13 protein-coding genes and 1 pseudogene are annotated in these 13,147 nt (G+C 44.4%); 8 read left to right on the top strand and 6 right to left on the bottom strand.

Going from position 1 to position 13,147, the window contains the following annotated elements; translation table 11 throughout:
- Nucleotides 1-441: 441 nt before the first annotated feature.
- Nucleotides 442-1,968, top strand: a complete 1,527-nt coding sequence (gene bchB / locus QT992_RS25565; protein WP_333341844.1) for a ferredoxin:protochlorophyllide reductase (ATP-dependent) subunit B — start codon at nt 442-444, stop codon at nt 1,966-1,968.
- Between the two features lie 94 nt (nt 1,969-2,062).
- Here the strand turns inward: bchB and QT992_RS25560 are convergent, their stop codons facing one another.
- The gene (locus tag QT992_RS25560; RefSeq protein ID WP_333321500.1) at nt 2,063-3,181 is read right to left on the bottom strand and encodes an endonuclease NucS domain-containing protein; all 1,119 of its coding nucleotides are present in this window, start codon (nt 3,179-3,181) and stop codon (nt 2,063-2,065) included.
- Nucleotides 3,182-3,357: 176 nt separating this feature from the next.
- Between QT992_RS25560 and QT992_RS25555 the strand changes: the two genes are divergently transcribed.
- Both QT992_RS25555 and QT992_RS25550 read left to right on the top strand, forming a co-directional pair.
- A complete protein-coding gene (locus tag QT992_RS25555; protein WP_333180649.1) occupies nt 3,358-3,648 on the top strand; it encodes a DUF1778 domain-containing protein in 291 nt (96 codons plus the stop codon).
- Between the two features lie 3 nt (nt 3,649-3,651).
- A complete protein-coding gene (locus QT992_RS25550) occupies nt 3,652-4,158 on the top strand; it encodes a GNAT family N-acetyltransferase (protein ID WP_333211645.1) in 507 nt (168 codons plus the stop codon).
- Between the two features lie 115 nt (nt 4,159-4,273).
- Here QT992_RS25550 and QT992_RS25545 read toward each other — a convergent pair whose 3' ends face one another.
- Entirely contained in the window at nt 4,274-4,531 is a 258-nt protein-coding gene (locus tag QT992_RS25545) for a hypothetical protein (protein ID WP_333321510.1), read from the bottom strand.
- Between the two features lie 140 nt (nt 4,532-4,671).
- On the opposite strand from QT992_RS25545, the gene QT992_RS25540 reads away from it, so the two are divergent.
- The 3 genes from QT992_RS25540 to QT992_RS25530 all read left to right on the top strand — a co-directional run bounded on the left by QT992_RS25540 (nt 4,672) and on the right by QT992_RS25530 (nt 6,055).
- Entirely contained in the window at nt 4,672-4,893 is a 222-nt protein-coding gene (locus tag QT992_RS25540) for a helix-turn-helix domain-containing protein (protein ID WP_332944252.1), read from the top strand.
- Between the two features lie 70 nt (nt 4,894-4,963).
- Nucleotides 4,964-5,119: a ribbon-helix-helix domain-containing protein gene (locus tag QT992_RS25535; RefSeq protein ID WP_333321501.1), complete on the top strand. Its 156-nt coding sequence runs from the start codon at nt 4,964-4,966 to the stop codon at nt 5,117-5,119.
- Between the two features lie 477 nt (nt 5,120-5,596).
- Complete coding sequence (locus QT992_RS25530; RefSeq protein ID WP_333321502.1) at nt 5,597-6,055, top strand: hypothetical protein; 459 nt, start codon at nt 5,597-5,599, stop codon at nt 6,053-6,055.
- Nucleotides 6,056-6,309: 254 nt separating this feature from the next.
- On the opposite strand, the pseudogene QT992_RS25525 reads toward QT992_RS25530, so the two are convergent.
- The 3 genes and pseudogenes from QT992_RS25525 to QT992_RS25515 all read right to left on the bottom strand — a co-directional run.
- A pseudogene (locus QT992_RS25525) lies at nt 6,310-6,444 on the bottom strand (Mo-dependent nitrogenase C-terminal domain-containing protein); the annotation flags it as partial.
- 124 nt (nt 6,445-6,568) lie between these two features.
- Nucleotides 6,569-7,405 carry an SGNH/GDSL hydrolase family protein gene (locus QT992_RS25520; protein ID WP_333321504.1) on the bottom strand — a complete coding sequence of 279 codons (837 nt, stop codon included), beginning with the start codon at nt 7,403-7,405 and terminating at the stop codon, nt 6,569-6,571.
- A gap of 562 nt (nt 7,406-7,967) precedes the next feature.
- Entirely contained in the window at nt 7,968-8,345 is a 378-nt protein-coding gene (locus QT992_RS25515) for a Mo-dependent nitrogenase C-terminal domain-containing protein (protein WP_333321505.1), read from the bottom strand.
- A 469-nt stretch (nt 8,346-8,814) separates the two neighbouring features.
- On the opposite strand from QT992_RS25515, the gene QT992_RS25510 reads away from it, so the two are divergent.
- Nucleotides 8,815-9,405 carry a rhomboid family intramembrane serine protease gene (locus QT992_RS25510; RefSeq protein ID WP_333321506.1) on the top strand — a complete coding sequence of 197 codons (591 nt, stop codon included), beginning with the start codon at nt 8,815-8,817 and terminating at the stop codon, nt 9,403-9,405.
- 122 nt (nt 9,406-9,527) lie between these two features.
- Here the strand turns inward: QT992_RS25510 and QT992_RS25505 are convergent, their stop codons facing one another.
- Nucleotides 9,528-12,416: a PAS domain S-box protein gene (locus tag QT992_RS25505; protein WP_445251177.1), complete on the bottom strand. Its 2,889-nt coding sequence runs from the start codon at nt 12,414-12,416 to the stop codon at nt 9,528-9,530.
- Nucleotides 12,417-12,467: 51 nt separating this feature from the next.
- On the opposite strand from QT992_RS25505, the gene QT992_RS25500 reads away from it, so the two are divergent.
- Complete coding sequence (locus QT992_RS25500) at nt 12,468-12,662, top strand: hypothetical protein (RefSeq protein WP_333321509.1); 195 nt, start codon at nt 12,468-12,470, stop codon at nt 12,660-12,662.
- The last annotated feature ends 485 nt before the right edge of the window (nt 12,663-13,147 follow it).

The raw sequence follows: 13,147 nt of genomic DNA, 5'->3' as shown, positions 1-13,147 counted from the left end.
GAAATAAAAAACCTGTATCCGAGAAACTTGCCCCCCGAATTTATCCGTGGGGTCAATGCTTCAATTCTAAAATCTAAAATCTAAAATCTAAAATCTAAAATCGATTGACCGTTTGAGCAGAGTAAATTTGACAAGAAATGCAGAATTATTGCACCTTGTCTGGTGCACGGCAGCGAACCCTACATTAATCAAATTTGCCTAACTCTTAAGAAAATTTTAGGAAAGATTAAGAATTATTGCCATAAAACCCAGGTAAAGTTGTTTAAATAGCGAGTCAAATGCCAAGCAGGCAAAGCGTTTGAGCATTTCCTAAATCTGGAAATTCTCAGAAAGTTAGTATTTCTCAAGGATTCATCCGGTGAGAAAATCAGAAACAACCTTAAAATTTAGCAGTAATCGCCCGATCGGGCAATTCTCAACCAGCACCAGGAAAAAAAACCTATGAAATTGGCTTATTGGATGTACGCAGGCCCAGCCCACATCGGCACTTTGCGCGTGGCCAGTTCCTTCAAAAACGTCCATGCGATCATGCACGCACCGATTGGAGACGATTATTTCAACGTCATGCGTTCCATGCTGGAGAGGGAACGGGATTTCACCCCGGTAACTACCAGCGTCGTTGACAGACACGTATTGGCGCGCGGTTCGCAGGAACGGGTGGTGGACAACATCACCCGCAAAGACAGAGAAGAACGCCCAGATTTAATCGTGCTCACCCCGACTTGCACCTCCAGCATTCTGCAAGAAGACTTGGAAAACTTCGTGGAACGAGCTCAATTGGATGCCAAAGGCGATGTATTGCTGGCGGATGTTAACCATTATCGGGTAAACGAACTCCAAGCAGCCGATCACACTTTGGATCAAATCGTCCAATTTTACATTAACAAAGCCCGCAAAAAAGGCGATTTAGTAGAAGCCAAAAGCGAAAAACCATCTGTCAACATTATCGGTATGTCTACGCTGGGTTTCCACAACCAGCACGACTGCACCGAGTTGAAGCGTTTGATGGCAGATTTGGGCATAGAAGTCAACGAAGTTATTCCCGAAGGTGCTTCGGTTCATAACTTAAAAAGACTGCCGCGCGCTTGGTTTAACTTGGTTCCTTATCGGGAATTGGGGATGATGGCCGGGGAGTATTTGCAAAAAGAATTCGGCACCCCGATGGTCGATATTACGCCGATGGGTGTGGTAGAAACTGCGCGCTGTATCCGCAAGATTCAGCAAGTTTTGAATGCTCAAGGTGCGGATGTTAATTACGAAGATTTTATTGACCAACAAACGCGGTTTGTGTCGCAGGCTGCTTGGTTTTCGCGATCGATCGACTGCCAAAACTTAACGGGCAAAAAAGCCGTCGTATTTGGCGATAATACGCACGCTGCGGCGATGACGAAGATTTTGGCTCGCGAGATGGGAATCCACGTTGTGTGGGCAGGAACCTACTGCAAACACGACGCTGACTGGTTCCGGGAACAGGTAAGCGAGTATTGCGATGAAGTGCTGGTGACGGACGATCACGGAGCGATCGGGGATGCGATCGCCAAAGCGGAACCTTCGGCAATTTTCGGTACCCAAATGGAACGCCACGTAGGTAAGCGGTTGGATATTCCCTGCGGCGTAATTGCTGCACCGATTCACGTCCAAAATTTCCCGATCGGCTACAAGCCATTTTTGGGTTACGAAGGTACAAATCAGTGCGTAGATTTGGTCTACAATTCCTTTACTTTGGGAATGGAAGACCACTTGCTGGAAATCTTCGGCGGCCACGATACCAAGGAAGTGATTACCAAGGGTATTTCGGCTGATTCTGATATGGGTTGGACGAAGGATGGACAGGCTGAGTTGAATAAAATCCCTGGTTTTGTCCGGGGTAAGGTGAAACGGAATACTGAGAAGTTCGCGCGCGATCGGGGGATTGATAAGATTACCGTTGAGGTGCTGTACGCAGCGAAGGAATCTGTCGGCGCTTAATTAATTGTAGGGTGCGTCGCTATGAGATTTTCGATTTAGTTCGGAGATTTTCAAGAGCGACGCACCCTACGGTATCTGACTAATCTTAGTAAACTTAAAATCTTTGCAACCAGTTTTCTAAAGCTAAGTCTATCAAAATTTCTAATTGTGTAGATTGGTTTGTTACCTTTGCCGGGTTTATAAACTTTTCAAAATCTTGAAACTTATAAACACTCGACACCCCTCTTTTACCTTGAGGGATATAGCCTACGAAGATCACATTCTGCAATTCATCAGCCAGGATTTGCATTCTGCCCAGAGGTGGCCTGTAACTTACTGATTGTTTATCAGGGATAGGTAGATTTAAGTAAAGTCCCGGATAATTTGATGAATCAGCCTGATACATTTTTGAGGAACTACTATGACGAATTTCTGCACAAATTTTGGTTATACCACGACCGTACTTAACAACACCACTAGCAGTTATTTCTTGAATTTTTTCATGAAAACAAAGAATATGCTCTCTGATTTTAAGAACTTTTCCCTGATGTTCAGCAGTGCATTCTGCCATAATGTTATACAATGCTTTGGGTGGTTCCGGTAAATTGGCAGCTATATCCCAAACATCTTGTTGACTGTGTTGAAACTCTGTACTAAAAACTTGACCTGTATTTATATTAGTAAATTTTACTAAAAAGTTATCTTCCTCTTGAATTACATCAAATTTAAATAATTCAAAAGATAGTTGGCTGTACTTTATATCTATTAAGTTTTGTTTATGAAAGCTAGGTGCAATAGCGATCAACCTAATAGGTTTGATATAATCTATTTCCCGATCGTATGGTTTAAACTGAATCAAATTACTATAATAACGAGTTAATTGCTGAATAAGACCTTTATCTGCCTCGTTTTTTAGCTCTTGCACTACTAACTGTTTACTTTCATCTACTGCCAAAATATCACAAACTTCTCCGTTAACCGTATGTTGACGGTTCAAAGGTGTTAGTCCAAACAAACAATCCAAGTTATCATACACAAAATCTTCCAAGGCTTTTTCACTTCCAAATCCCCATTTGTTTCCTGATTTTTTCAGTATAGTGTTAATAGCAGGAGTTCTAATTGACTTTCCGTGTAACGACCGCTGCCTAGATTTAATTCTCAACTGTTGTTCGCGACGCTTAGCTTTTTCTAGCAAATCATCGGCTTGCATTATTCTTTGAAATGGCTTAGTCATATTAAGTTGATTAATTTAATAAATATAAACTTTACGATATCACAATAGAGGAATTCTGTCAATCAATACTTTCTAGCTTTTATCATAAACGCTTGCCTTTTCAAACAGAGCGCGATCGCCCATCTTAAAAATTGCTATAATATCAAATGAGCCAACCTTGCTCTCAGTGAAAAAATATGTCAACCCCTACACAAACTCCCCAAACAAGCACCCTTGAGATAACTATCAATCAGGAACAAAAAGAACTGTTAGAAAAAGCAGCTACCCTGTGGGGTCTTAGTCTGAGCGAATATCTGCTCGAAGTTGCTCTAAATCTAGCCGAAGAACTGCCACTTAAACCAGAAAAGATCGTTCTTTCCGAACCCAATTGGGAAATTGTTACCTCAGCGATTGAAAACCCACCAGAACTTAACTCTAAGCTGAAAGCAGCGATCGAGAGGTATCGGCAAAAATACGATCGCAAATAAATAATGGAATGGATTTTTTGCTCAATAGATGATAGCCGGGTGATTCGGGAGAATTTTGATTGCGGTGTGCCGGAGTTAAATCAGTATCTCAAAAAATATGCCCGACAAAATCAAAGAAAAGGGATTGCTAAAACTTGGGTGGCAATTCCTCAAGACGGTGACGGTCAAGTAGCAGGTTATTATTCAATAAGTATGGCTGCATTACAACTAGAGTTACTTCCTGAAAATTACAGAAGAGGGTTGCCGCGCTACCCCCTTCCAGTCATGCGGATCGGAAAACTGGCAGTAACTCAATCAATGCAGGGTAGAAGACTAGGTGAGACACTGCTAGTCGATGCTTTTAACAGAGTGATTCGTTTGTCAGAAGATATAGGAGTATTGGGAGTGATAGTTGACGCATTGAACGAACAAGCTAAGGGATTTTATTTGCAATACGAGTTCATTGCCTTAGAAGGCGATGAACTTTCACTTTTTATTCCCATGACTAGGATATTAGAAGCTTTTACATAGGTAAAAGACAAAAGTTGGTCTTAGCTTAGAAAAGGCGATCGCCCTTCTCAAACCAGCGGGCGATTCCCTTCGGGATAGCTTCGCTTCACGCACGCTTATCAACTCGCAACCAAAATTAATCGATCGGATCGAAAACTAGAGTCAATCGAGCACCGGGAAGCAGTTGTTTGAGAACTCGCAAGTGACCCTCTGCATCTGACCAACTGCGAAAGCGACCCACAACGACCCTTTGCAGATTCGGAAGCAAACGAACCACGATCCACGGTTTGAGACGTTTTTCATACCGCATAATAGATGTATCTCCTTTGTAAATTGGAGCCATAGCCAGTCCTGAGCCCTCGGAAAGCGTCGGACTGGCTTTTGACTTTTGCATACTTAGTTTAATCCAAATAAAGCAGTTTGACAACCGCTGCGGTCTATTATGCAACTGTAACAGTCTATACAGCAAAAAATTTGGCATACAAGGTGCTAGCATCTGCCTTGCAAAGGTTGTGCTATACGAGCAGTTAAACAGTGATCCGGTGGAGATTAGCAGTTGTCATGGCCGATCGGAATATCAGTAACAAGGAACTGGCTGTCCTAACGGGCATGAATCCCAGGTCTATTTCTCGACTCAAAACTCGCCGTTACCTCACCAGAATAGACGCAGCAACGTTAAACGTTCTCTGCAAATCACTCAATTGCAAGCCCGGAGACTTAATGGATTACGAGGAGGACAGTCCCGATCGAGCCTGAAATTTGAGGGGATAAGCAAGCCCACAGTTTTGATATGATTGGGGTCGTTAGCAAAAAGCAAATATTGACAGTGAGCAAGCGCGTTCACATCACACTCCCCTACTACATCTATGAATCCTTAGAACTGTGGGCCGATCGGCAAGGTAGACCCACAGCTAGTTTGATCGCTTTTATCGTTGAAACAGCCGTTTTGGAAGCGAAAAAAAAGGGAGATATAACCTTCTGAACCGGAAAAGCCCAAAAGCGACACGTAAACAGTTCCCTCGTGGGTTGCGGGTGCGTGTCGCCCGATCGCACTTATCAAAATTAATGAAAACTAGCATCCGCGGCCGCAGTTGGCGCACCATATTTAAAATAATTCTCTGCTTTGTCCTCGCGATCACCTGTTAGTGCATAAGTCCTCTCAGCAATCGAAAGTGCCAGTTATTTAATTGTCCGCCGGCTAGTCAGTTGCAGAGAAACTCACAAAAAAATATCATTCTCAGTAACCAGCCTTCGACTATACATTCAATCCTATTGTGGGGCGGGCTTCTAGCCTGCCCCTAAAAGCTTATTGAGAATAGTGCCATCTCTCAGGGGAAACGGAAATTGCATCCCAGAATTTCCTCCTTGAGGCCAATGGTGAAAACTGTACTGTTCGATCGCCCTCATCAATCCAACTTACCTAGATTAGACGCATCAACATATTTTAAACGAATGACTTATGAACTTCACAGCAAGACTCACACAAACCAGCTTACTCGGTTTAATGCTATTTGCCAGCAATCCAGCGGCAACCTTGGCTTTAGGACAATCGAACACAAGCACTGCACCAACAGCGTCTCGCACTCAGTCTCCGATTGAAACCATACAAATAGCTAATGTATCCACTCCCCAAAAACTCGTGAGGGATTTTTGTGCTCGCAAAAGACAAAAAGTGGAAAACTATTTTGAGACCAGCAACTTTCGGATTTATCTGTGCTACAACCACGCCAATCAACTATATTACTACGGCGTTAAAAAGAGTAACGGCAGCACGATCGCCCTGCGTGCTCGAACTGAAGAGGGGACTGGTTACGTGGCCACAAATGGCGCCTACGATTACATTGTTACAGGAGCTAGCCTTAGTATTTATAACAAAGGCAAACGCATTCTCGAACAACGAGTGATTCGCTCCCTTTAGTATTTAAATGCGATCGGGCTTTCAAGCCCCGACTTCTTCAAAAAGCCGGGTATCTAACAGAATATCTGGCTTTTCTGCTGAGGCAGACGAAAGTTTGTGTAATTTAACCTCGAACTCAAATGACGGGCGCTTCGCCACATTTGAGTTTGAGGTTAACAGGTTTCAACCGCCGAATAATCTCAAAATAAAAAAACCCTCCCCAACAAGGAGAAGGGAGAGTGAAAAGACAGTGAGAAATTTAAGTTTTTGCAGAATTAACAATAAGGAGTTACATCTTCGCCACACTCGTCAGCCAAATAACACAAAGCTCGAAAGCGCAGCCCAACCACTTGCTCGTAAAGCGGATTTAACTTGCACAGTGGCGGAATGGAAAATAAAGTGCGATCGCCCACGAGAGAAATTTCTACAAGATCAGATGAACCACTATTGCTCTCATGCAAAAAATCATGTCAACCTCTACTCCAAGGCAGCCTCCCGGTATTGTGGCGATCGCCCGGAAAGCCTTAAAATGGTTTACCGAAGCGTCCCCAATTCAGATTTAATCATGCCGCTCTCCTGCACGATCGCGGATGCTGCTTCCCCCAAAATCCTGTGTGCGGCAGTCGTCGGATGAATGCCGTCCCAAAACAAAAATCGATCGGGACTACCACAAACACCTCCACCCGATAAACACGCACTCGTCACATTAGTCAAGCCATATTTAGCCGGGTTTGCGATCGCTTGGCGATAAAGCGCATTAGCATCCAGAGTCGCAATTTTTAAGTCAGGATGCTGTTGACTTAATACCTTAACCGTTCGCCTCAAACCCTGATTGTGTGCTTGTGTTAATGCAGTGAGCCTTGCCGAATTAATGCCTGTTCGCGTCGCCGGTAACTGCCCCAAATCTGGTAAATTTGCCAGCAGGATATTTTTGGCACCCACATCAGCAAGAGACGCGATCGCCCTCCCCACATTTTCAACGGGAAGATTCGCATTATTTACCCCCTGCAAATAGTCATTCGCACCCGCCCACAGTACATACAGCGCATGAGGATTTGCCTGTTTTTGGGATTTAGTCCATGACTGAACTTGAGCTAACAAACCAGGGACAAGGCTATTGCGATCGCTCCCCGTTGTTGCACCTCCATAGGCCAAATTAGTGACTCGTTCAGGAGGCAACTTTAGGCGATCGGCAAGATATTCTACCCAAACTTTACCATTCGAGTAGCGCCCTTGAAAGTAAGTCGAACGAGGCGGATATTGACCCCCGCTCGATCGAAACACCATTCCCATATCCGAAAGGCTGTCCCCAAATACATATAGTTGATTGACAGCCTCAGAACTTTGAGCTGATAGGATGAGTGCAACCATAAAGGATAAAAGCGCAATAATTACTGCAAAAAACGTTTTTTTCAACACTTGGTATTAGTTATATCCTTGAAGGTTTTTATAATTTGTACCGTTCTTTACCGAGTTCGTGAGTTTGAATTTGAGTCTTAGTGATATTATTGATTGAAATCGCTTAAATATTTGCATCAATTACTAATATATCAATTTTGTAAAAAATGTGGGGAGTAAACCTGAACTTTAATTGTGGGTTGGCCCACTCCACTGCTCAACCTACATAGATTGATGATGTCCTTGACACTTTTCTAATGGTATCTAGCTCATAGCGCTGTGGAGGTGACAAAACCGTACATCTTTTGGGAGATTACCCAATAAAGTTACGCAAGAGACGAACCACGAAAACCTCCCAAACAACTACCCTTGAGGTAAAAATCCATAAAAAAAGAATGGATTTAAAGCTGATTTACTCGACGATCGAGAAATTGAGCGCACTTTTTATCCCGGAAAGCGTGCACAAAACAAAAACCCTCCCCAACAAGGAGAAGGGAGGGTGAAATGACAGTGAGAAACTTAAGTTTTTGCAGAATTAACAATAAGGAGTCACATCCTCGCCACACTCGTCAGCCAAATAACACAAAGCTCGAAAGCGCAGCCCAACCACTTGCTCGTAAAGCGGATTTAACTTGCACAGCGGCGGAATGGATAATAAAGTGCGATCGCCAATTTTGACTTCTCGCTCAAACGGACACTGGCTGGGAATATACTTACACAGAAACCGAGCCAACTTTTGACTTTTAATTGCAGTGTTATCAAGCCATTGTTTTAGCGGATGCAAGGGGTCAAAGTGTGGCTTTTGACCGTAAGGTTGAGAATTTGTAGCGACATTAACGGCGGTTTCTGGTTTGCCAAATCCTACCCAATGTGGCAGAGTTCGGTAGGAGACTGTATGCTCAAATACGTTCATTTTGCTCTCTTCCTCTTTTATAACGAGGTGCCAAGAACTCTCTGTAGAGCTTGTGCGATATTATCTACAATCAGTATCTACAGCATCTCGTTTTGCTTTACCGGATTGAACTTCTTAAATTAATGACTTAGGGCGAGAAAAGTAGTTCCTGATTTTTTTAAAGACGGTGTGCGCTCTAAAAAGTGTCCTCATTTCCAGCCCAACAATTGATTGAGAGGGTAAAAATTCTGTCTTCTACCTTTTAGCTTCAACCTTCGGTTGAGTCTCCTTTTGTAGTTCAATTACAATTGTGACGCATCGAAGAGAATTATCCCATACGTGAAAATGCGGAATTTTTAATAAAACTTATAATATTTCTAAATAAGCTCTGCTGCAAAAAACCCTGAAACCTCGACCCAACAATCTTTGCTCGCGATCGCTCAGAAACTTCTACAATGAGAAATAATCGGTATCACCGCCCTCACCACCCATGAGCAACCCAGAAACCAAAGCTATCGCCCGCGAATTGCAAAGCCACGCCGCCATTCTCGGCGGCTTCGTCTCCCTCCTCTGGATTATCGAAATTGTCGATGTATTCCTGTTCCGAGGCAGGCTGAATGCTTACGGAGTCCGCCCCCGCAGCCTCGACGGACTTCAAGGCATCCTGTTGATGCCTTTTCTGCATGGCAGTTTTGCTCACTTAGCCGCCAATACCCTCCCTTTTGTGACATTGGGTTGGTTGATAATGCTGCGAGAAATTAGCGACTTTTTTATCGTGAGTGCCGTCACTGTGCTAGTCAGCGGATTCGGAGTTTGGCTGACTGGCGCGCCCTATTCCGTTCACATTGGTGCCAGCGGATTAATCTTTGGTTACTTCGGTTTCTTGCTGCTGCGGGGCTATTTTGAACGCAGTTTTACATCTATTTTGTTATCTTTAATTGTCGGTTTCTTCTACGGCAGTTTAATTTGGGGAGTTTTGCCCTCGCAGCCGGGAGTTTCCTGGCAAGCGCATTTCTTTGGCTTTGTCGGCGGCGTATTAACAGCTCAACTTTTAGGCCGGCAGAAACGGCGAATTAACTAGAATAACACTGAGGCTGCATCCTATCATCACCTTGGTTTATTGCTCATAAATTATCTAAAATCGTAGGTTTTTTGTCAATAAACCTGGTTTCTTGTCTAACAATTGCGTCCCGGATAGCAAGACTAACTGCTGACCAATAATTCAACGCGGGCCGGCAAGCACACAGTAAAAACCGAACCGCAACCTAACTCGCTTTCAACGTGCATATCGCCACCCATCATCACGCAAAAGTGACGGCTAATAGTCAATCCCAAACCCGTGCCGCCATACTTGCGCGTAGTTGATGCGTCGCCCTGCATAAATGCTTGAAATAAATGCTGCAATTTTTCGGGGGGAATCCCAATGCCCGTATCAGCTACGCGAAAAATTATTGAGTCGGAAGGTTCTGCTATTTCTTGAGTGGTTAAGCTGTCATGTTTAACTCTTTCCATGCAGAGGCTAATAGTACCCTGTTCCGTAAATTTGGCTGCATTGCTCAGCAGGTTGAGCAATATTTGACGAGTTTTGGTAATGTCAGCATACATCATTCCCAAGTCGTCAGCACAATAAACTTCAAACTTATTAGAATTTTTATCTACCAAGGGTTTGACAGTAGAAACTACCTCGTCAATTAAATTAACCGGGTTGAAAGTTTCTAAGTAAAGTTCCATCCGACCCGCTTCAATCTTAGAAATATCTAGAATGTCGCTAATTAAAGATAGCAAGTGTTTGCCCGCTGTTTGAATTTTTTGCAAGTCGGGGATAAAATCTTCGCAGCCTAAATCCTCGGCGTCTTCTTTGAGCATATCGCTGTAACCAATAATCGCGTTGAGGGGAGTTCGCAATTCGTGGCTCATATTAGCTAAAAAGGCGCTTTTGGCTTGGTTTGCAGCTTGAGCGGTTTGAGCTACCTTTTGGAATTCTTCTGCTAATTTGCGCTGGGTAATATCTTCGGCAATACCGACGATGCGGTAAATTTCTCCGGTTTGGTTGCGGACTGGAAAAGCCCGATCGCGCACCCAGCAAACTGAACCGTCCGAGCGCACTACCCGATACTCCTCATCATAATCGCCCCGCACCTGTTTCTCAAAACCAGCCTTGACGCGATCGAGATCCTCCGGGTGAATAGCATCCCAAAAAGCCTCCGGTTCTGACTGCAAACTCTGACAGCTCAAATTCCATATTTTTTCGCAAGCAGGACTCACATAAACTAGCTGCTTTTGATTGGGTTCTCTAATCCAAAATACCTCATGAATATTTTCTGCCAACTGGCGAAACCGCTCCTCGCTAGCCCGCAACTTCTCCACAGCACTGTGAAATTCAGTCACATCCTGAATCAGCGATGCCACCCCAATGATGCTGCCGTCACTATCAACCAAAGTCGTATTGTACCACTCGCACAGAATTATTTTGCCGTCTTTTCTGATGTTCTCGTTAAGGCTGGTAACTCCTCCTGTATTAGTCAGCAAAGTTATAGATAGTTGCCTGACATACTCCTTAGCACTTTCAGGAACTATGAGATCGACTCCGTGGCGTCCCATTGCTTCCAAGCGGTTGTATCCAAAAATTCTTTCGGCTGACAAATTCCATTCCGCTACTTCAAAGTTTAGATCCCATTCAATCGCTCCCAAAGGAGTTTGGTGAAGATGGAGAGCCAGTTTTCGCTGCGAGTTTTTCAGAGAAATAATTAATTCATTTTTGTCGGCGATCGCAGATTGTACCCGATCTGCGAGAGTAGTAAACGACTCTTCCAATTGAGCGGCCATCATATTAAAAGAGCGAGCCAGGACACCCACCTCATCCTCCCGATCTACAGACGCCATCAACCGGGAATCTACCACAATCCCGCCCCATTCTCCCCGGGACAAAGCCTCCGCAGCCTTGCTCAGACGCCGAATCGGTACAACAATCCACCTAGAAGTCAGAGCGCCAATGGCCGTTGCCAGCACCAAAGCACCCAGACACATCACCACAGTATACCGAGTGTTGGCATGAATCCTTTCCATAAAATCGGCTTCAGGAACCGTCACCACAATCAACCAGTCGAGGCCCCTGCTGTCTAAAAGCGGCGTCACCTGTAGAAATTGCCGTTGACCGTCGATCGTAAAATCTAACTGGCGAGCTCTGTCAATTTTGTGCAAATCTCCGAAGTGTTCTGTCAAATAGCGGGCGGTCGATCGAATGAGAACATTCTTGCTGCTCGTGGCCACAATCCGTTTCGCAACACCATTGCTAACAATAAATGGCGGTTCAGGAGTAGAATTGGCCACCAATTGCCCCGACCTTTCTACAATAAAAGTCTGTCCTGATTTCCCAATTTTTAGAGTTTCCAAGAATTGATTGAGCTTGGCAAGGGCCAAGTCCGAACCCAGGATGCCAATCAGTTTACCATCATCGCCATAAACAGGTTGAGCAGCCGTAATCGCTAGTTTGGGAGCGCCAAAAAAATTATAGATTTTACTCCAAGTCGGTTTGCCTGCGCGCACCGGAGCTATGTACCAAGGTCGGACGCGGGGGTCGTAGTTGAGAGTAGTTTTTAATAGCTTGGTTGGTTCCTCGAACTCGGACAGCGCGTAGCTATGCAAGTTATAGCCAGTAGATGGATTAGAAATCTGAACTTGCAACTTGCCGTCGTCGAGGCGTTCAACTCCAATAAAATCTTTTTCTTCGGATGCGAATTGAATGTAGCTAATTTTATCAAAAATTTTGATTTGTTTGTAGAAGTAGCGTTGCAAACTCTCACTATCCTGCAGGTTCACAATGCCGAGACGGATGGCATCGAGATTGAGCTGATTGATTTGGTGTGGCGTTTCAATATAACTATTAATATGTTGCTGGATACGCGATGTGACTTCTGCCCGCAGTTGTGCGGCAACATCGTTGACGGCTATGCGCCCGTTCCGCAGCGACAGCCACCCCGTCAACCCTACCGCCGCGAAAGTCTGGAGGGCAAAAGGCACAACAAGGACGATGCGAATTGGCACTTTGCCTGACATTTTTAAAATTTGGTCGGTCAAATATCTGATTGGCATGATGAAGCAGAAATATTACGAACCCACAACATTTCGGTAAAGTACAGCCTGATGAGCGCCGGTTTTGAAGTTGAGATGGTTTTAGTAGGCCAAGTGCTGTTAAGAGTTCGGAATCTGCCGCTGGCAACTGAATTTTTAACGACTGCCACCGCCATCTTAGCGCGATCGAGAGCTTTGGGAACATTGGCGATCGAGATGAATGCAGTCTCCATCCGGGACTCACTCTACACGCTCATCCTATTATAGAGTTGAGATTAAAGAATTAAAGAAGTGGGAAAGACTGATTCTGTAAGGGGTTAGAATTTGTCGGCTGTTGCATTTTTTTTGGGAACTGGTATCTCAAACCAGGTTTTTTTAGCGTGTCGGCGGGCTGCAACCAACTATTTTTATGAAAAAACCCCGGTGGATAGCCACCCGTGCGTCCAGCACTAACTATTTTTCCACTCCTGACGCGCGCTAATCAAACAAACCGAGTTTTTGGTTGACTCATGCCTGAAATGACGTATTTTGGAGTTTAAACCCGCTTGCTGCGTCAGTTCTATTTGACCCATAGCGCTATCCAAAGTTTTGACACTCTCCGGCGTGAACGCACGGAGATTCTTTAATCTACGAACCGACTTGCTGAGACAGGATTTCTGAGCGTCAAAGTAGAGGTATTAAACTCAGCGAGACTGTCACCAGTCTCGCTGGTCTTCAAAACCGTGCATGAGACTTTCACCTCACACGGCTCC

The sequence above is a fragment of the Microcoleus sp. T3_D1 genome, assembly GCF_036700405.1.
Classification (GTDB): domain Bacteria; phylum Cyanobacteriota; class Cyanobacteriia; order Cyanobacteriales; family Microcoleaceae; genus Microcoleus.
Note: the sequence above shows the minus strand (reverse complement) of the source record. Positions and strands in the feature narration are given on the sequence as shown.